This is a genomic window from Kordia sp. E, from assembly GCF_056033805.1.
The window spans coordinates 736732-758082 of sequence record NZ_JBRASR010000003.1; the positions used below are offsets into that span (position 1 = coordinate 736732).

Annotated in this window: 16 protein-coding genes; 9 read left to right on the forward strand and 7 right to left on the reverse strand. The window is 32.9% G+C overall.

The genetic code is table 11. The features are described 5' to 3' along the window. The first annotated feature begins 36 nt into the window (after positions 1 to 36). The 6 genes from ACUUYC_RS16480 (at position 37) to ACUUYC_RS16505 (ending at position 9331) form a co-directional block, all read left to right on the forward strand. Positions 37 to 1116, forward strand: coding sequence for an NAD(P)/FAD-dependent oxidoreductase (locus ACUUYC_RS16480; RefSeq protein WP_474267678.1), 1080 nt, complete (start codon positions 37 to 39; stop codon positions 1114 to 1116). A 385-nt stretch (positions 1117 to 1501) separates the two neighbouring features. Beyond that, positions 1502 to 2866: a patatin-like phospholipase family protein gene (locus ACUUYC_RS16485; RefSeq protein WP_474267680.1), complete on the forward strand. Its 1365-nt coding sequence runs from the start codon at positions 1502 to 1504 to the stop codon at positions 2864 to 2866. A gap of 204 nt (positions 2867 to 3070) precedes the next feature. Continuing rightward, positions 3071 to 4627: an NAD(P)/FAD-dependent oxidoreductase gene (locus tag ACUUYC_RS16490; protein ID WP_474267683.1), complete on the forward strand. Its 1557-nt coding sequence runs from the start codon at positions 3071 to 3073 to the stop codon at positions 4625 to 4627. A 231-nt stretch (positions 4628 to 4858) separates the two neighbouring features. Then, positions 4859 to 8335, forward strand: a complete 3477-nt coding sequence (locus tag ACUUYC_RS16495) for a hypothetical protein (protein ID WP_474268522.1) — start codon at positions 4859 to 4861, stop codon at positions 8333 to 8335. A 185-nt stretch (positions 8336 to 8520) separates the two neighbouring features. Continuing rightward, positions 8521 to 8946 carry a hypothetical protein gene (locus tag ACUUYC_RS16500; protein WP_474267685.1) on the forward strand — a complete coding sequence of 142 codons (426 nt, stop codon included), beginning with the start codon at positions 8521 to 8523 and terminating at the stop codon, positions 8944 to 8946. Positions 8947 to 9160: 214 nt separating this feature from the next. Next, positions 9161 to 9331 (forward strand): hypothetical protein, encoded by a 171-nt coding sequence (locus tag ACUUYC_RS16505; RefSeq protein WP_474267687.1) that lies wholly within the window; start codon positions 9161 to 9163, stop codon positions 9329 to 9331. A gap of 51 nt (positions 9332 to 9382) precedes the next feature. Here the strand turns inward: ACUUYC_RS16505 and ACUUYC_RS16510 are convergent, their stop codons facing one another. Then, positions 9383 to 10144, reverse strand: a complete 762-nt coding sequence (locus ACUUYC_RS16510) for a TIGR02757 family protein (protein WP_474267689.1) — start codon at positions 10142 to 10144, stop codon at positions 9383 to 9385. Between the two features lie 63 nt (positions 10145 to 10207). Between ACUUYC_RS16510 and ACUUYC_RS16515 the strand changes: the two genes are divergently transcribed. Further along, on the forward strand, positions 10208 to 11218 hold the full coding sequence (locus ACUUYC_RS16515) for a carboxypeptidase-like regulatory domain-containing protein (protein WP_474267691.1): 1011 nt from the start codon (positions 10208 to 10210) through the stop codon (positions 11216 to 11218). Here the strand turns inward: ACUUYC_RS16515 and ACUUYC_RS16520 are convergent. From ACUUYC_RS16520 to ACUUYC_RS16545, 6 genes are all read right to left on the reverse strand, one after another. Beyond that, positions 11206 to 13053 carry a cytochrome-c peroxidase gene (locus ACUUYC_RS16520; protein WP_474267693.1) on the reverse strand — a complete coding sequence of 616 codons (1848 nt, stop codon included), beginning with the start codon at positions 13051 to 13053 and terminating at the stop codon, positions 11206 to 11208. The two genes, ACUUYC_RS16515 and ACUUYC_RS16520, sit on opposite strands and share 13 nt — an antisense overlap. A 3-nt stretch (positions 13054 to 13056) precedes the next feature. Next, positions 13057 to 14523 carry a PhoX family protein gene (locus ACUUYC_RS16525; RefSeq protein WP_474267696.1) on the reverse strand — a complete coding sequence of 489 codons (1467 nt, stop codon included), beginning with the start codon at positions 14521 to 14523 and terminating at the stop codon, positions 13057 to 13059. Positions 14524 to 14716: 193 nt separating this feature from the next. After that, positions 14717 to 15283, reverse strand: coding sequence for a hypothetical protein (locus ACUUYC_RS16530; RefSeq protein WP_474267698.1), 567 nt, complete (start codon positions 15281 to 15283; stop codon positions 14717 to 14719). A 32-nt stretch (positions 15284 to 15315) separates the two neighbouring features. Then, positions 15316 to 15882, reverse strand: a complete 567-nt coding sequence (locus tag ACUUYC_RS16535) for a hypothetical protein (RefSeq protein ID WP_474267700.1) — start codon at positions 15880 to 15882, stop codon at positions 15316 to 15318. A 95-nt stretch (positions 15883 to 15977) separates the two neighbouring features. Beyond that, positions 15978 to 16640 (reverse strand): ABC transporter ATP-binding protein, encoded by a 663-nt coding sequence (locus tag ACUUYC_RS16540; RefSeq protein ID WP_474267702.1) that lies wholly within the window; start codon positions 16638 to 16640, stop codon positions 15978 to 15980. Between the two features lie 50 nt (positions 16641 to 16690). Beyond that, a complete protein-coding gene (locus ACUUYC_RS16545; RefSeq protein ID WP_474267704.1) occupies positions 16691 to 19168 on the reverse strand; it encodes a DUF5916 domain-containing protein in 2478 nt (825 codons plus the stop codon). A 214-nt stretch (positions 19169 to 19382) separates the two neighbouring features. Here ACUUYC_RS16545 and folE point away from each other — a divergent pair, with 214 nt between their 5' ends. Both folE and ACUUYC_RS16555 read left to right on the forward strand, forming a co-directional pair. After that, on the forward strand, positions 19383 to 19979 hold the full coding sequence (gene folE, locus ACUUYC_RS16550; protein WP_474267706.1) for a GTP cyclohydrolase I FolE: 597 nt from the start codon (positions 19383 to 19385) through the stop codon (positions 19977 to 19979). 12 nt (positions 19980 to 19991) lie between these two features. Continuing rightward, positions 19992 to 21308, forward strand: a complete 1317-nt coding sequence (locus ACUUYC_RS16555; RefSeq protein WP_474267709.1) for a DUF885 domain-containing protein — start codon at positions 19992 to 19994, stop codon at positions 21306 to 21308. The last annotated feature ends 43 nt before the right edge of the window (positions 21309 to 21351 follow it).

Sequence of the window (21351 nt, forward strand, 5' to 3'; positions counted from 1 at the left end):
GAAGTACTTTGAAACTAATATCATTTGTTAGATTACATGAAAAAAGAAGTAATTATTATAGGTAATGGCATTGCAGGCTTAACGCTTGCAGTGCTTTTACAACGAAAAGGGATTCCGTTTGTATTATTACAACGGCAAGGTGAAAAACCAATTTTTGCTTTGGGTGAAACGTTGCCACCTACAGCGATGCCATTACTTCATGACTTACAATTACTTTCTTTATTTGAAGAAAATGCGTATCGAAAAACATACGGATATCATTCCATGTGGGGAAGTTCACGTGTAACAGATATTAATTTTTTTCATCACAATCCATATAAAAATGGGTTAAAAATAAACAAGCAACAGACACTTCAACAATTACAAGAAATTGTAAAAGAAAACATCATTTCATACAATAAAGGGTTTGAAATCATTCATGAAGAACATGGAAGCACAGTTGTATTGGCCAAAAATGATGGTGTAAAAATTGTGCAAGGAAAAATCCTAGTAGATGCTACAGGAAGAAATCGTGCTGTATTACAAAAACTCAATATTGATCATAAAGTATATGATGAATTAGTTGCCGTAAGTTGCCATATTCCAAAAATAAAACACCCAAAATTAACGCATGAAGTCTATGTGGAAAGTTTTAAAAAAGGTTGGGGAATTGTCTCTGCACTCAATGAAACTGAAAATATCTGTACTATATTTACTCACAAAGGAAATGAAATTCTGTCTAAATTAAAAGATGTCTCACAATGGAAATCCATATTAAGTGAAACGACATATCTAAAAGATTTTCTACAAGAAACCAATCAAATAAAATTCAAAGGTGGTAATGCAAATTCGTCAGTTGCTACACAAATTGCAGGAACAAATTGGTTAGCACTTGGAGATGCAGCAATGTCTTTTGATCCATTATCTTCACACGGAATTACAAATGCTATCTATACTTCAAAAGAAGCTTCAAAAGCGATTGAAAAAAAACTATTAGAAGCCGATGCAGAAGCATTTCCCGAGTATGACAAAACCATGAAAGTGATTTTTCAACAGTATTTACAATCTAAAAATCAATTATACCAACAAGAAACACGCTGGAAGGATGAATCGTTCTGGAAACAATTTTTTGAGTAGTGAAATTAAACTTCTATTAAAATCACGTAGAAACACGTATAATTCGCATTGTTTAGAATAATATATTTACACAGTTTAAAAAATCAATCTTTAAGCTAATACTACAAATGTAATTTTTCCTCCAACTAAAATTGACATTTTATAGACGCTAAGAATCTTAAGTCCATAGACATTTATTTACTATGTCAAATAGGAAAATGATTTCTTAATAATGTCAATAGCCAAAAATCATTACTACCAACATAAAGTACTTTGTAAAGAAAGATGCATTCTAGAATGCCTTTTCTTCAGATCTATTGTGCTGTGCAAATATTTGAAAATTCATACAAGACGAAAAGTTACTTTTAATTAATAGCCACAAACATTAACTAAAACTAACAAAAAAATGAAAACAAAATTCTTAGTACTCTTTATTGCGACAACACTTTTTCTATGTCAAGGATGTGACGAATTCACGAGTTCATCTTCAGAAACTACTGATCCTGATACAGGAGATGTTATTGTAAACAAGGGAAATCAAACGATTTTATTAACAATTGACGGCGGTGGTGTTAAAGGAATTGTTCCTGCAACCATATTAGCAAAATTGGAAAAAGATTTGCAAAGACCAGTTTATTCCATGTTTGATATTATAGGTGGAACTTCTACAGGAGGTATTCTTACAATTGGATTAACGACACCGAAACCAGGTAGTGCAATTCCAAGAACGGCAAAAGAAGTACGAGATATTTATTTAAATCATTGTAATGATATGCTATTTGCTGTTCCTGATGATGATAGTGGTCCATTTTACTATGCAGATAGAGCAGAATCTAGTGGTATAACTGGTAATTATCCAGCAGGAGGAATAGAACGTTATTTGCGAGAAATGGTCGGGTCAGAGTATACGATGAAACAAGCGTATCAAAATATGCTTACTATGGAAAATAGTAGAGTTCGTGAAATATTTACTACTTGTTATGTTGTTAACGGAATAGGTGGAGCTAACCAATCAGCTCCACAAGAAGGTGTAAATTATGGACCTTATCAATTTAAATGGAGTAATGCAAACGATGCAACAAAAAACGAAAACTATTACGCATGGGAAGCGGCTAGGGGTACCAGTGCAGCTCCAATATTTTTCCCTATAGCACATGTTGGTGGTAATGAGTATAAAAGATCTTCTGCTCGAGAAAGATGGGTAATTGATGGTGGTGTAATCGCTAACAACCCAGTTATGGTAGGAGTAAATATGGTTCGTGAAAATAACAAAAACGGTACTGATTTAGAAAATACTATAGTTATTTCTTTAGGTTGTGGAGTTAACCTTAATAATGGAGGTGTTGGAGTTACTAACGAAAAAAGTAATCATCCAGATGCTGATCCTCATGAATACGGACAAGTATATGGTTTTTGGGACTCATATGATTGGGCAGGAGCAGATTTATATAACATAAATGGAAAAGAAGCTGGTCGTGCTCGCATTATAGATTTATTAATGTATGCGAATCAGTTTACCGCAGATGATGAGTTTAGTCGTATAGTAAACAATTCTGATGTTAATAATATTACAGCTGGAATTAGAATTCAACCAACTTTGAAACAAAATATAAATAAATCATTTAGTTGTAACAGATCAGATATAGCTGCATTAGAACAAGCTGCTTTTGACTATATTACGACAGACCCAATAGGTTCAGCTCAGTACCAAACGTTGAAAAGGTTATTAGAAGCCTATCTTCCACCATATGAAGGCGATATACAGTATTAATAATCTTTAACTAAATATAAGAAATGCCATTTATTTCCTTTGCTGATATAGAGCAAGATTGTAAATGGCAACTTTTATAATAATATACAAGTCGAAACTGTAAAAATGTAGTAAACGTTTTTCTATTAAAATAGATTTAGCCAAAAAAATAATTACACATAAACACATAAACTTAATTCTCAAAAAATTGAATAGCTTTGCAGCATGATTAAAGAAATTCAGTTGCGCGTTACTTTAGAAGAGGAAACACAAAACGATATTGTGTTGCAAAAAGCAATGAAACAATTGCGTGTGAGCAAAGATGAGGTAAGTGGAATCAAAGTGTTACGAAAATCTATTGATGCACGTAAACCGTTGATTATCTTCAATTATAAAGTAGCTGTTTATATCAATGAGGCACTTCCAGAAGCCAGCGAATATCAATTTGATTATAAAGATGTATCAAATGCGAAAGAAATTCATATTGTTGGTTTCGGTCCAGCCGGAATGTACGCAGCATTGCGTTGTATAGAATTAGGCTTCAAGCCGATTGTTCTTGAGCGTGGAAAAAATGTAAAAGACCGTCGTCGCGATTTGCGAGCGATCAATCAAGAACATTTTGTCAATGAAGATTCAAACTATTGCTTTGGCGAAGGTGGCGCAGGAACCTATTCTGATGGAAAACTATACACACGAAGCCTAAAGCGAGGAGATGTCCGTAGAATCTTTGAAAACTTAGTCTATCACGGTGCAACGGATCAAATATTAGTAGATGCACATCCACATATTGGAACAAATAAACTTCCTAGAGTTGTTCAAAACATACGAGAAACGATTCTAAAATATGGTGGAGAGGTTCATTTTGACACACGTGTGACCGAATTTATCATTAAAGAAAATAAAATACAAGCCATTCAATTACTAGATGGTCGGGAAATGACAGCAAATCGTGTCATTTTGGCAACAGGACATTCTGCAAGAGATATTTATGAATTATTACACAAACATGAAATTGCATTGAAAGCAAAATCCTTTGCTATGGGCGTTCGTGTAGAACATCCACAAGAAATTATTGACAACATTCAATATCATTGTACAGGTGAACGCAACGAATTATTACCTGCGGCAGCGTATAGTTTGGTACATCAAGTACGAGATCGTGGAGTATATTCATTTTGTATGTGTCCAGGCGGATTTATCGTTCCAGCGGCAACAGCCAATGGAGAAGTTGTGGTTAACGGAATGTCACCATCTCGTAGAAATAACAAATTTGCCAACTCAGGAATTGTGGTCGAAATCAATGCAGATGTAGATTTATATAAATACGAAAAATATGGTGTTCTCAAAGGATTAGAATTTCAAAAAGACTTAGAAAAACTAGCATTCACGGCAGGCGGAAGAAGTCAGGTAGCACCAGCACAGCGATTGACAGATTTTGTAGAAGGTAAGTTATCGAATGATTTAAATGATACTTCGTATCAACCAGGTTTAAATTCAGCACCTTTACATTCGTTATTGCCAAAATCAATTGGTGGACGTTTGCGCAAAGGATTTGCCGCTTTTGGACAAAAAATGAATGGATATTATACGGATCAAGCAAATGTTATTGGTGTAGAATCGCGAACATCTTCTCCCGTAAACATTCCGAGAAAAGAAAATTTAGAACATCCAGAAGTGAAAGGATTATTTCCTTGCGGAGAAGGCGGCGGTTATGCTGGCGGAATCGTTTCAGCAGCTATGGATGGCGAACGTTGTGCGGAAGCAGCGATTGTTGGTTTGTAGTTTTAAAAATAATAATCCACAATTTAAAACTTAGTTTGAACTATAGTGTAAGTGAAAGAAATTCAGTATTGTAACGTTTTATTGAAATGTTAAAATATTAATGTCTACCTTGGCAACGCTATAGCTCGATCCCCTAAATCAGTGTTTATAACTTACCTCTATACTTCCAACTTGTTAGGATAGTTTTTTATAGTAATTATTGCGTATAAAAATAATTAAACTAACAATTAGATGAAACATCTCTTAGTCCTTGCATTGCTATTTTTTACAGCAAATGTAACTGTTGCACAAACATTTGGTACACAATCTTTAACATTTACAAATAGTAATGGTCCTTATGACATGCAAAATGGAAATGGAACCGTTAATTTAACCTGCGGAACGGTTGATGAATTAAATATTCCATTAACTGTAACTAATATAGGAACATTAGGCGCAGGAAGTTCTAGCTCAGCTATCGAAAGTGTAACCCTAAATATTACACACATATATAATTCTGACGTTCGATTGAGCCTAACGGACCCTTCAGGAATGGTTACTTTAGATTTAATTAATTCAGGAGTAGGAGGTTTTGGAGATAATTTTACAAATTGTACTATTATTGACGGAGGAGGCGTTTTTCCTACCGCAGCTACCAATTCTATAACAGGAAATTATGCACCACAAGGAGCAGGAGGTTTTACTAGTTTTAATACGCCAGCTACACTAATAGCTGATGGTGATTGGACTTTAAATGTTTGTGATGCTGCAAATGGAGATATAGGAACAATAGATGATTGGTCTATTACTTTTACAATTCCAACAGTATATGTTCCAGATGATAATTTTGAACAAGCATTGATAGATTTGGGCTATGACTCAGGACCCTTAGACGACTACGTGCTATTTTCTAATATCAATGTAATACCGACTTTAGATGTTTCAAATAAAAACATTAGTGATTTAACAGGCATTGAGGCATTTACAGCACTTGAATCTTTAGTAGTGCATACCAATCAATTAAGCACACTAAATGTGACACAGAATGGCTTGTTAACCAATTTAAACTGTGAGAATAATTTGTTGACATCGATAGATTTAACCCAAAACACAGCATTGATTTCAGTATCTGTAGCTGCTAATCAATTAACGCGTTTAGATCTTAGTCAGAATCTCAATTTAGAAACTTTAATTTGTTCTGCTAACCAAATAAGCTATTTAGATGTACAAGCAAATATAGCATTAACACAATTCATTGCTGCTAGTAATACATTAACACTGTTAAATGTTAAAAACGGGAATAACGCTAATTTCACTCAGTTTTTTATCAATAATAATCCTGGATTAACCTGTGTAGAGGTTGATAATGCGCTATATAGTACTACTAATTGGTTAAACATTGATGCTGGCGTTAGTTTTAGTGAATTATGTCTTACCTATGTACCTGATGATAATTTTGAAGCGCATCTAGAAGCGAATAATCTAGGAAATGGTATTGCTAACGATGATTATGTCTCAACGACTTCTGTAACAAATGCCCTAAGCTTAGATGTTAGTAGTAAAAATATTTCTGACCTCACAGGGATTGAAGATTTTTTAAGTTTATCATTATTAGAACTCTATAATAATAACTTAACAAGTTTAGATGTTAGTAATAATACAATGTTAACCTATCTAAGTTGTAGCTTTAATGACATTACGTATTTAGATGTTAGTAATAATACTAAGTTAGAAACACTCTTTTGTAGCAATAATAACTTGAGCGTATTAAATATGAAAAACGGAGCAAATGACTTAATCTTATCAGAAGATCTTTTATATTTTCGTATTTTTTTCGATTCAAATGATAATCCAAATTTAACCTGTATTCAAGTAGATAATGTATCGTATAGTAATGCAAATTGGGTGTATAAAGATGCACATACAAGCTTTAGCGAATCATGTACAACCTACGTTCCTGATACTAATTTTGAGCAAGCACTAATCGATCTTGGGTATGATACAGTTTTAGATGATCAGGTAGAAACAGCAAATATTTATCTTGTTACAAGTTTAGATGTAAGTAATAAAGGCATTTCAGATTTAACTGGAATTGAAGGTTTTGTGAGTCTAGCTAATTTAAATTGTAGTGCTAATAATTTGAAAATTTTAAATCTGAACAATAATACAGTACTAGGTTCTCTCAATGCTTCCAATAATGAATTACAGTTTTTAACCTTTCAAAATGGAAACAATCAACTTATTAATAATTCAGTAGATTTCAACACAACAGGCAATCCAACTTTAAGTTGTATTCAAGTAGATAATGCATCATACAGTACTACAACTTGGACAACCATTGATCCTGGTGCTAGTTTTAGTCAATCATGTCTTACCTATGTGCCCGATGATAATTTTGAAGCGCATTTAGAAGCAAATAATCTAGGAAATGGTATTGCAAACGACGATTATGTCCCAACGGCTTCTATAATAAATGTATTAAACTTAGACGTTAGTAGTAAAAACATTTCTGATCTCACAGGTATTGAAGATTTTATAAATTTATCATTATTAGGTTTGTACGGTAACAACTTAACAAGTTTAGATGTTAGTAACAATACAAAGCTAAAGTCTTTACATTGTAATAATAATTCCATAACGAGCCTAGATGTTAGTAATAATTCAATGTTAACATCTTTACATTGTAGTTTTAATGCCCTAACAAATTTAGATGTTAGTAATAATACTAAGTTAGAAAAGCTCCTCTGTAGTAATAATAACTTGAGCGTATTAAATATGAAAAATGGAGCAAATCACTTAATCTTATCAGAAGATCTTTTATATTTTGAAGTCTTTTTCGATTCAAATGATAATCCAAATTTAACTTGTATTAAAGTAGATAATGAAGCCTATAGTAATGCAAATTGGGTGTATAAAGATGCGCATACAAGTTTCAATGAAGTTTCTTGTCAAACAGTAGTGATCGCACCAAAAATATATCTGCAAGGAGCAAGTTTAGACCTAAATACAGTTGAAGAAACACTTATGAGAGATGATTTACGAGTGGCTAGTTTACTTCCAACAACAAGTCCATACACAGATGGAATAACTGCTGCAAATGCGGTATTTACTACTACTGGAAGCAATGCTATTGTGGATTGGGTTTGGGTAGAATTGCGCGATGAAAATGACAATACAACTGTAACATCGTCACAATCGGCACTACTGCAACGTGATGGAGATGTGGTAGCTACAGATGGAGTTTCTGCCTTAAGCTTTACAGCCGATCATACAAACTATCATGTCGTTATAAAACACCGAAACCATTTAGGAATCATGACTGAAAATGTAATTGCTTTAACTGATGTTGTCACTTCCGTAGATTTTACAAATGCTGCGAGTCAAATTACTTACGGAACAAATGCGCAAACGACCTTTGGAATGCCAGCGGGAATTGTTGCTATGTGGACAGGTAATGCAAATGGAGATATAGTCGTTCAATATTCAGGAACACTTCCTGACACACCAAGTATTTTATCGAAAGTACTGAATGATGCTGGTAACTTCCTTAGCTTTCCAACATATATTGTAAACGGATATGATATCCTTGATCTAAATATGGATGGAAGCACTCAATATTCAGGAACCAATCCAGATACTCCTTTCTTATTGCAAAACGTATTGGCACATCCTGGGAATTTCTTGAACTTTAGTACGTATCAAATTCAAGAACAATTGCCTGAAAATTAACGTTCCAGTTATAGAAAATTTTAGTAAATATAGTATACAAACGTCATCAGTAATTATTGGCATATAATTTGCTTACCTATCAATAATATATAAAAAAATGGACAAGACTGATCAAAAAAAAATAATTAGCCTATTTTAAAATATTGATTTATCTTGTTAACCTTAAAAACAATAAATATCCCGATATGAAAATTTTGAAAAAACTGTCGTTTGTACTCGTTACCTTAATGCTATTATTCTCTTTTACTGCGCCAACCGGTCAACATGTAGGAAAATGGAAAGGAAAAGATAAAGGAGACATCGGTTTTTTAACCTTAACGGAAGATGGATTTGCTACTTTTGAGTTCAATGGGCAAACTATGGGTGGAAAATCATACGATCACCAAGGTGTGAATGCAGCTATGAAATACACAGTAAATAATGGAACAACACCAACTTCAATTGATTTTATCATTTTTGACAATGTTGCAAAGGAAGAACTTGGACGTTTAAAAGGAATCATAAAAATGAAATCCAGAAATGAAATGCAAATGGCAATGACATTTGGCGGTGGATCAGGAAGACCCACAGATTTTACAGAAGATGCTATTGTTTTTAGCCGCGTAAAATAACAAAAAAGACTTAAATTATACGAAAATAGAAGCCTCATCAATTGATGAGGTTTTTTTATGCTTACTAATTAAATTTTTATTTTAATGAATTGAAAATAAGATTGCTATGATTTTTTTGTATAGTCTATAATTGTCTAATACTAGATTGCTTTTGTTGTATGTACTACTTTTTCATATTAGTTTCGTTTCGAATTAAACATTAAAAACGATTAGTATGAAAAAACAGAATTTAAAAAGTTTGACATTAAACAAAAAGTTAGTTTCTAACGTTACCAAACTAGAACTTACAGGAGGCGGTTATACAGCTGCAGGAACACAATGTGCGTCATATTGCTATGCATGTGGGCAAGTTCCAACAAAGCAATCTAGATGCTGTAATCAGTAAATTCAATAGAAACTATTAAAAGAGCAAACTCAGGTTTGCTTTTTTTTTGGACTAAAACTTCTCAAAAACGCCTAATCCAAAAAGTGCAAAATCGTACTTTACAGGATCGTTAGGATCTAGTTTTCGTAAAGCAGTATCCAATTCTAACAACGCTTTTCCGTCGTTTTGTTTGCGTTTCAATAATCCTAATTTACGTGCTACGTTTCCAGAATGTACATCTAACGGACATGATAATTGAGAAGGCGATATAGATTTCCAAATTCCAAAATCAACACCAGTATTATCATTTCGTACCATCCAGCGTAAAAACATATTAATACGCTTTGCAGCACTTCCTTTATTCGGATCAGAAACATGCTTTCGAGTGCGATCAGGATGCGGAATACTAAAGAAAACTTCTTTGAATTTAGAAATTACATTTTGTAATCGAGGTTCTCCCGAATTAGAAAAAACAGCTTCCAATCCACCGTGATGTTTGTAGATATTATTTAATGCTTTTATGAAAAAAACAAAATCAGTTCCATTAAATGTACGGTGTACAAACGACTGTAATGATTCTAAATCTTCTTCAGTATGATTTATAACAAAGTCATATGGTGAATTTCCTAGCAAATCCATCATCTTCTTTGCATTCTTATTGATCATTTTTCGATTTCCCCAAGCAATCGTTGCTGTTAAAAAAGCGGCGATTTCAATATCTTCTTTTTGTTGAAATTGATACGGGATTTGAATTGGATCGCTTTCTACGAATTTCGGTTGATTGTATTCCAAAACCTTTTCGTCAAGAAAGACTTTTAATTCAGTTAAATTCATATTAAATTGAAGTCTTATTACAAAAATAATTATTATTTTCATTACTTAGATAATCTCACCTATATGTTTATAAATTACTCTCGACACTTTTTCTGGTTTGCCATTCTTTTTTCATACATGTGTTCAGCACAAACTCTTTCTGGTTATGTATTTGATGAAAAAACAAAAGAGCCATTGTATGGTGTTTCTGTATATTTTGATGGAACAACAAACGGAACGGCGACTGATACGCAAGGAAAATTTATTATAAGTTACAAAGCTTCTACTGAGTCTGCTATGGTTGTGAGTTATTTAGGCTATAGTAGACAGGCGTTTGATGTGCGAAAGTTAACCAGCGGAGTTAAAATTTATTTAAAGCCTAAGAAAGAAGCTTTAGGTGTTGTTTACATTGAAAATGATCCGTGGTCACGTAAAAAAAAGATGGCGATTTTTAGACGTGAATTTATTGGAAATAGCCGTGAAGCCAGAGATTGCAAAATTTTAAATGAAAAAGATATTGAAGTAGTATTTAATCCAACGACAAAAACCTTAACAGCGTATGCTTCTAAGCCAATTCAAATTAAAAACAAATACTTAGGATATACAATTTCGTATGCAATGGAAGAGTTTGAAGCCAATTTAAATGTATCACGGAATGGATTTACTACTACAAATCGCGTATACGTTGAAGGGACAAGTTTTTATACTGAATTAAGTAAAAAAGTACGAAAACGATATACAAAGGCTAGAGAAAAAGAGTTTGGACAATCGATTCTATACTTTATGCGATCGTTATCTAAAAAACAATTGGAAGAAAATGGTTTTCAAGTTTTTCGGAAAGGATTTATTGTGCCACCATATCGATATTTTGAAATAACACAGGAAGGCGAAAATACCAAAGTTGATATGAAAGCTGAAAAACTTACGATTGTATACGATCGTTTTCATAAGTCATTTATGACCATTCCATACGAAAACAAAGAATTTTATATCAACAAATTTGGAAACTTTTCTCCTCCGAGAAAATTATCTTTCGGAGGATTTTTTGGTGAAAAGCGAATTGCTAATACGTTGCCGTTAGATTATAATTTGTAACGTTCGTCGAGTGTGTCTTCTAAAGTGTTTATAAAGGTAATTAGTGCATTTATTTCTTCATCTGTTAGGTTTAATGGATCGGGAGGAAGTGTTTGATTTTCTAACTCAATTCCAATACCTGAGCCACCACCAAGATTGTAAAATTTTAATACTTCTTCTAAGGTATCATACACACCATTGTGCATATAAGGAGCAGTTTTAGAAGCATTGCGAATTGTTGGTGTTTTAAAGGCAAATCGTTTCAATTCGGCTTGTGCCACATTATAGCGTCCGACATCTTCATCAACAGTTGCATTTTTCCAAACTTTTGAATTTGGAACACCTAAAACTTCCAATTCACTTTCTATAAAATAAGGTGGAACTGTTCCATTAAAGACAGGAGCAAAGTGACATGTTGCACATTTTCCTTTTCCCATGAAAAGATTAAAACCAAGTATTTCTTTTTCAGTAAATGTGTCTTCTTTTCCAGAAATATTTCGATCGAATTTTGAATTGAAAGGTGTTAGCGTACGAATGTAAGTTGCAATAGCATTTCGAACCGATTTATGATCAATTCCTTTTTTGTATAAGGATTCGAATCGTTTTTTGTAAGTGGTAGATTGCTCTAATTTCTCTATAATAAGATCAGTATTGGTATGAAATTCCTTTTCATTGTTAATGACAGCTAAGATTTGATTTTCTAAATTTTCCACACGCGCATCATAAAATTGCGATTGTTGTAAACTTGCGTATAAAAGGCTAGGAGAGTTTCGTTCTACTGAGTTTCCATTAGTATCTTTTGAGAAACGTAAACCATCTGTAAAAGCTTTTTCAGGTTGATGACAGCTAGCGCAATTCATTGTACCAGATTTAGAAAGAGAGGCGTCAAAAAAGAGTTCTTTTCCAAGTTGTACAATTTCGGGAGAAACTTTCGGACTGTGTCTTGGTTTAAATGAATTTGGATTAAAAGTATATGGATCAAAAAATGATTCAATTCCGTAGTTAAGTTTTCGTTCTAATGGAAATTCTACTTTCCAATCCGTTGCTGTCTGATTCCATAAGGAAACCATTGGATGCAAGTTGTTTTTGATAAATCCATAACGGTCAAAAGCATTAAAACTTTCTGCATTTTCAAATGCTCGTTGTGCTTCTTTAAAGGCAGTCATCCAACTTTTATATAATTGCTTGTCGTTAAAATGATCTTCGTATAGTTTGAAATAAGTGGACAAACTCACAAATACTTCTTTGTTCTCAGGAATGGATTGCAATAGCACAGGTGAATCAAATCCTGATATTCCTAAAGACATTACACGTACCAATGCTTGTCGAGTTAACCATAAAAATTTATAGTCGGTATGTTTTAAGATAGAATTGTGTCTTTGTTCTAGTTGTAGTTTTTTGTAAATATCATTAGCGTACGCATGAACTGCTTCAATATTTATGTCGGTTTCAGCAATTGCTTCTTCTAAAGCTTGAAAACCTGAGGCTTCTATTACTTTTTCGGCATTGTCACCTTCATCAACTTTGGGTAAGTTGGCTTTGTTTAGTCCATAATAATTCGCACTATTATAAAAAGATAAAATAGGTTCTAATCGCTTAAAGGCTAATCGTGATTGTGAAAAATAATATAGAATACTATCTTTTGTTGTTGCTTCGCGCAAAGCGGAAACTTCTTGTAAACAGATCGTAATATCTTTTGAAAATTGCGCTTTGATTCCTGTTATTATTGCTGTTGTATCTTTTACAGGAATAGGAATTGTTTCGGTTCTATTTTTACACGAATACAGGAAACTGATACATATAACAAAGAGGCTTAGTACATAAGCCTCTTTTGGTAGATTAATTTTTTTTTGCATGATTTATCTAGCTAATCCTTTTACTACTAATAAAATACTTCCTTCATCTCTACTATTAGCGTCAGTTCCTGCACCATCAGGATTTAAGAAGGCGTCGTTTTTCCAAGAATGTGCTTGTTGAATTAATAAGAAAGTATCTGGTTCACCAATGACATCTGAAATATCGATCATTCCAGTAAGTTCCCATTTTCCCCATCTATCATCAAAATTTGCATATCCGTTATCAACTGCTTCTACAGTTCTGTGAGCAGATTCTAAAACTACTTTTAAATCTCCTGTATTTAGGTTGTACTGATATAAGTATGCATCGTGTTGTTTTACCATATCATCTACATATCCGTTTGGATCTTCTTGAATGTACGCGTAGTTTTCAGTAACTAAAATGTTATCTGGACTGTGGAATGTTTTTGCTTTTCCTGCTAAGTCATCACCATCCAACACAAGTGTTAACTTTCCAACCAATGGATTGTTTTCGTCTAAAACTAACTTATAAGTACGTCCGTATTTTGAACGCGTATCTGAGTTAGAGCTGTGTCCTGTAGCGTTGAAGTAGATTTCTCTGTTGGCAGCTGCCGAACCTTTTCTATAATCAATATCTTCCACACGATTGAATGCCATTACATTTTTAGCAATGCTTTCTGCGTTTAATTCGTTGTAGGTAGTTTGATCAAATTGCATGAATTCAACAGCGTACTCATTACCTATAACTAAATCTTTGTCTGTTAATGTTCCATCACCAACTTTCATTCCGTATAAGTTTCCATTGTGTAAATCACCAACGGTGTTTGATACATACATTGCTAGCTGTCCTCCAGCATCTCCACGACTATCATCACCAATCATCACAATTGTTTTTCCTTCAAAGGCATTTTTGTTTAGTGGAACCGCATTTTCAATAGTCCACTGTCCCATACTTGGTAATATTTCTGCAACACCAGCATCTGCAGCTGATTTATAAGGATCTACTACAAATACATTGTTTGTAGGCATTGCTCCCCATTCTCCACCACTTAAATATAAAGGACCAAAACCATGCTCTTCAGGAGTCGCTAAACTTCCAGAACATTGTGCTGTATTTCCTGTAGCTTCAGAATTTACAATGTATTCACCTTTTACAGGTTTAAAAGTTGCATCAAGTGTGATACGAGCAATTGAGTAATCAGCTTCAATATTGTTGATAAGCGTAAATGTTCCATCGTCATTTCTCAATAAACCACAACCATCTGCCATACTTCCATATACAAAGTTTGGAGATTCTGATAATGCATCTTCAGAACTTAAAATACTGTATACTTCTATATTATTGAATTCAGTTTGTTTTGTAACAAATGCTGGTGTCATTGAATGATTTTTCAAATCAATTAATGAATTGTTTGTGTCAGGAATGGTAACAGTACTGTTGTCATCACTATCACATGACATGAAAGCGATTAATGTTGTTAAGATTAAAATTTTTGAAATAGTTTTCATCGAATTGTTAGTTTGCGAATTTTTAGTTGCACAAATCTATTGATGAAGTGTTAGCGAATTTTTAGCTGAATATTGTTTTACGTTTATCTGTATATTAAGTAAATGTTTCGAGTTTAAGTTTGTATGAAATTGAAGTTAAGCGCCTTTTTTGATAGTTGGTTTCACTATTTTATAGCAATGTTTTATTGAAAAACTACTCAAAAGTTACAGGTGTTGAAATACGTGTTAGTTGTGTATTGTCTTCAAACGTAGATACAAGCGTAAATGTTACGGTGTTGTTTACGGGAACTTCGGTATCAAAAGTTAGATAATATTCTTGTGAAAAATTGGTTTGTTTCAAGTTTAAAGCAACAATCATGTTACTGATATCAAAATTATTTGAAAAATAACCAAAGCCCGTACGTACACGATCGTTTAATGAATTTCCTGCATCTATACCAAATAAAGAAACATCTGCAAACAGTTCAACATTTTCTATACGTTTGATCACAATATCTTCACGATCACATGTAGTTGCATTTGCAGTATTGATGAAGTCCGACTGTTTAATAATAGAAGAAACGAGCATTCTGTCATATTCAACTTTAGCAAATAAACTAAAGTCAGCATTAGTGACACTGGTTATATCATCATCCGATTCATCTCGTACCGTTAAGTCAACAACATTTACAAAAACATTATAGGTATCTGTACAACAGGCATATAAAAATATCTGGGCAATGACTATAAATACAGTGAGTTTGAAAATTTTAGTACACATAATAGATATAATTATTTTGTGATGTAAAAAGTTTATTCAAACGTAACCTCAGAAGTAGTACTTTCTAATTGTGTATTATTTTCAAATGTAAATGTTATTTTGAAATTTGTTGTTGTGTCAACTGGTATAGCAGAGTCAAAAACTAAAGAATATATTTCGTTGATATTGTAACTCTGATTTAAATTTGAAACCATATCTGCTATTGGAAATCCATCAGTAGCATCGAAATCATATCTTGCTATAACATGTTCATTTAGTGAATCTCCAGCGGCAATTCCAAATAATGGAACATTGGCTTCTACCTTGATCGCTGTAATTAAATTGATTACATGATATTCTTCATCACAACTTGTTGCATATGCCATATTAAGCAATCCAGATTGTTTTATAACTGATGAAACCATATCAGTTTGGAAAACAGATTCTAGGGATAAGCTAAAATCTTCGTTTGTAACTAAAGTTGTATCATCATCTGAGTTATCTATAGTTGTTAATTCTACAGAAGTGATAAATACGTTAAACTCATCGCCACAACACGCATATAGACATATCTGGGCGATCAATACAAATCCGAAGATTTTAAAGATTTTATTTTTCATATAATTCATTTCTTTATTAGATGAGAAAAGTATGAAAAGGTTGCGTGAGATGCTGAATCAAGTTCAGCATGACAAATAAAAAAAACTAATTTTATCTAACTCACAATATTTCCATCACGCATTACAATCTTACGATCTGCCATGTCGGCGAGTTCTTTGTTATGCGTTACAATGACAAAAGTTTGATTGAATTTATCGCGAAGTTTAAAGAATAAGTTGTGTAAGTTTTCTGCGGATTCAGAATCTAAATTTCCACTTGGTTCATCGGCAAAAATGATCGCAGGTTTGTTCATTAATGCTCTTGCAACAGCTACACGTTGTTGTTCTCCACCTGAAAGTTCGTTTGGTTTATGATTGTATCGATGTGATAATCCTAAGAAGTCTAACAGTTCTTTTGCTCTTTTTTCGGCTGTAGTTTTGTTAGTGTTATTGATAAATGCAGGAATACATACGTTTTCAATTGCTGTAAATTCAGGAAGTAATTGATGAAACTGAAAGATGAATCCAACATGATTGTTTCGAAACTTAGCGAGATCTTTCTCGGAAAGCTTTTCCATTTTTACATTATTGATTATGAGAGAACTACTTTTATTAGGAGACATCTTATCTAAGGTTCCCAATATTTGAAGTAAGGTTGTTTTTCCAGCACCAGAAGCACCAACAATAGAAACAATTTCTCCCTTTTTAATATCTAAATTAATGCCTTTTAAGACTTCTAAATCGCCGTATTCTTTGCGTATATTTTTAGCTGTAATCATGGATTATCTATAATGAGCTCCAATTTACTACATAAAGCTGTGATGCACAATTATGAATTGATATTCCCTCTTCTTTTTTTACTTTTAAAAATGTTTTTTACATTATTATAATCAATAAAGTATACAAAACGAAGTGATAATGTATGATCAATTGATTCATCAAAAAGTTTATTTAAACTATCAAAATAAGTAGCATCTGAAGCTTCTGTTTGATTAAATATTTGATTTCTGTACAAAGCTGTTAATACACTACCAGGCGCAAATTGCCATGTATAGCTTACATCTAAATTCCAAGTGCTAAAGTTGATATTTGAATCTCCTAATCCTAAACTTTCAAATGTATCTGCTGATTGTGTCAAGCGACCATTTTCTTGTAAAAAATATGGTGTATCATCATAATCAACAGTAGACCAGTAGTTTCTAAAAGTTAGATTTAAAGAGTGTAAAGAGTTAAAATTATAATTGGCTGAAATACTATTAACGAGTGTTACTTGATCACGTTGTCCAAATATAATTTCATCTTCAATATCATTTGAGTTATTTGCGTATCCTCTACGATTATTTTGAACATTTAAAGAAGATGAATAAATGACAATAAACTTATCACTGAAACGAAACCTTGGTTCTACATTTAACCTGTAACTCATAAAACCTTGATCTTCCTGTAAAAATGTAGATATACCTGCATTAACATCAATCGCAAATTTATTGTTATAATTTGTAGAGATAAAGCTATTTACATTAAACCTGTTTTCATTAATAAAGAAACGTTTATTATCAAAATCACGTGGTTCAAAAAAGTCAAATTGTTTTCCTGGCGCCATGTTAATGTTTCCACCAAATGCCATGAGTGATTTTTTAGCAATTCCAAATACATTTATACCAAAATTTGCACCAGTATATAAATCCGGCTTGTATAAACGGCGGTAGTTTACCCATGTATTAATTCTAAAATTATTAAGCTTTTCTGTAGGTTCAAATATTTGGTAAGAAGCATCAATTCCGAAGTTATTGAAGTTGTTTCTAAAGTTCAATCCTAAATCATTAATATCATATTTTGTATTTGAAAGACTATGATCAAAACTATATCTAAATTTTCCACTAATTTTACGAATTGCAAAAAACGAACTAAAACCTGTTTCTGTTCCAGTAGCTAAGTTTCTATTGCTCATTTTTAATTGAGCATCCATATTTACTGTATTCTTTTTATTTACAATGTCTGCCACCAATGCAGTCACATTTGCATCTCTAAAATGACCATCTCTAGTTACATTTGTATTAATTAAACTAATGGATGAATTTTTATTAAATTGTTGATCCACCACCATAATATTATAATTGGCCAATGGTTCTACTACTTCTGTGCGAAATTCTCCTGTGTCATTATTTCTAATCGTTGCTTTAGTTGTCTCGGTTATCGCGTTGAAAAAACCAATTCCTAAACCATTTTTTGTTCTTCCAGAAACTTTTATCGCATTGATCAACTTTACTTCATTAGGAGCGTCAACAACTTCTTCGTTGTCAGCTGTACTAGCACTTCCTGAAGGAGAATTTCCTATACGACGTGAAAAGAATAAGCGTCCTTTGTTAAATAAATCTACACCTTCCGTAAAAAACTGTCGTTGTTCGGAGAAAGTTTGTTCAAAAGGACCTAAATTTAATTGCAGATTATCAAATCCAGCTTGACTGAAATCAGGAACCAAAGTAGCATCCAATGTGAAATTTTCCGTAATTCCATATTTTACATCCATACCAAAATTATACTCATCGGTAGTTTCACCATCTTTTGTGCGAATTACGGTAGAAGCAAACGGATAAAAACTTAAACGAGTTGGCGGTTGAATGTCACGTAAACCTTTCAATTGTCCAGCGTACAAACCAATGTATCCTTTTGTTGGATCGAAAGGATTCCATGTATATTGTTTTCTAGTAGTTCTAAAGTGTCTGTGAAATTGAATTCCCCAAGTTGGTTCTTTTTGATTGGTAAAACGTAGCGTTGCATACGGAATCTTGACTTCAATAATCCAACCATCATCTACCATTGTCGCAGCATTTTGCCAAACTGCATTCCAACTAAAATCTTCGCCTACACTTGGATTTGCAATGGCATCTGCTTGATTTCCATTCGGAAACACAAAAAAACTAGTTTCATTCTGTCCATCATTATTTGGATTAATTACAATTCCTAAAAAATCATTCTGACCAAAATTATCACGACTACTAAATTGTCGCATTATATTTTCTGGCTTGTCATACATATATCCAGCGATATAAATAGCTTCATCGTCATATGCTATTTTAACAATAGTTTTTTGATGTTCAGGTAATGTATTTCCAATTGATGGACGAAATTGCACAAAATCAGTTGCTATTTCAGCATCTTTCCATACATCATCATCTAAAATGCCGTCAATTTTTGGTGGTGTTGATGTACGTTTTACGTGATATGTTTTTTTAGGAATACTATCTTGAGCAAAACAATTTATTGCAAAAGGGAAAAGTAGCACGAATATTAAAAGGCGGCTCATTATTTTGTTTTTTTTGATTGATGATGTCTTAAAGAGTAAGGGAATTTGTAATTGTTACAATTAGACAACGCAAAACTAGGCGGATACGTTACTTTTTTATCCTAAAAAAAAGTTAAATGTTACTTAAATTTTTTAACATTTATAGGAGTTTACAGTGGTTTGGTTGTACTTTTTTTGAGTATCTTTAACAACTTTGAAAATGAAATAAGAAAAAATGCCATACAGACAACTAGAGGAATATAATATAGAAGTAACCAATGAAGTAAAAGATCGCTATAAGACTATTATAGAGGAACTTGGAGAAAATACAGCGCGAGAAGGTTTGGTGAAAACTCCTGAACGAGCTGCAAAAGCAATGCAGTTTTTAACGCAAGGGTATGATATGGATGCCGCCGAAATTTTAAAAGGAGCTATGTTTGCCGAAGATTATAATGAAATGGTTATTGTAAAAGATATAGAACTATACTCGTTATGTGAACACCATATTTTGCCTTTTTTTGGGAAAGCACATATTGCATATATTCCAGATGGACATATTGTTGGACTGAGCAAAATACCACGAATTGTAGATGTTTTTGCAAGAAGATTACAAGTGCAAGAACGCTTAACACACGATATTTTAGAATGTATAAACAATACACTAAAACCAAAAGGTGTAGCAGTTGTAATTGAAGCTTCTCACATGTGCATGATGATGCGCGGTGTACAAAAACAGAATTCTGTAACAACAACTTCGGGCTTTAGAGGCGCTTTTGAAAATATTGAAACACGAACGGAGTTTTTAAAACTCATCAGTTCTAGTTTATCCTAAATATGTATACTTTTGAAAAGATGCACACTTCTCATATTATTTTTATTTCTGTGTAATACTTCTCTGTTTGCGCAAAAGTCATTTCACGATTGGAATGCTTTTGAAACGGCTTTTGTAAAAGATTTTAAGCGATTGCATATTGCTGATTTACAGATTTATTATGTAGATAATTTAGAGTTAATTCAAAGCAATCGCAATATTGCGAAGCAGGAAAAAATGTTTCTGACTTACCAAGAAACTCTACAAGCTTTTGATTATGATAAATTAACAAAACCGCAGCAACTTGATTATGCATTGGTTTCGTATGAAATAAAATTGCATTTAGAACGAATTTCACTTGAAAAAAAATGGTTAGATAGGAAGCCAAAAAATATCTCTACAGATGGTTTGCAACATGTTCCAATGGGAAAAGAATGGTATGCATATTTCTTGAAAAAATGGATAGATGCAGAAGTAACACCAGATGGATTATTTCAATTTGGTTTGACTGAAATAGAACGTGCTAAGAAAGCAATGAAAACCATTCAAGAAGCTTCAGGTTTGGACAGTTTGGAATATCAAAATTACATCAAAAGACCGATGTTTTTTTACAATGATGTAGAAACAATTCAACAAAGCTTTGAAACGTATAAAAAAGAGTTGTTACCAAATTTAATTGGTGCTTTTCCTAAAGTAGATCAGCTTCCAGATGTTTATATTGAACAAGGTAAAAATAGGGCATACGCACAGGTTCCCGCATACTACAACGAAATTAGAAGTACATTTTATTATAATTATTTTGATACACCTTTTAATAAGCGACAAATTGCATGGATTTATTTGCATGAAGCGATTCCAGGGCATCATTATCAAATCAAATATGAAGAAACCTTAGAGAAATCTAAGATCAGAGAATTGTTTTCATATAACGGTTACCGAGAAGGTTGGGCAGCATATGTTGAAGAACTCGGAAATGATTTTAATGCTTACAAAACACCATTTGATGAACTAGGAAAGTGGGAATGGGACATTATTCGTTCGGTTCGTGTTGCCATGGATATTGGTTTAAATTATTACGGCTGGAGCGATGCAGAAGCATTACAATTTTGGCAACAACACATCCAAGAGCAAGACGATATTGCACAACGAGAAATTGCACGTATGAAACGTTGGCCAGCACAAGTGATTACTTATAAATACGGCGCTAATAAAATTCTGCAATGGAAAGCACACAAAGCAGCAAGCTTACCACAAGGAAAAGAATTCCCTTGGCTTTGGTTTCACACAAAAATTCTGGAAAACGGTGCGTTGCCATATTCTGTAATGGATACAATGATTTTTGAGAATTGATATTAGAAAAAATATCTGATTGATTTCCTTTCTTCTGACCTTT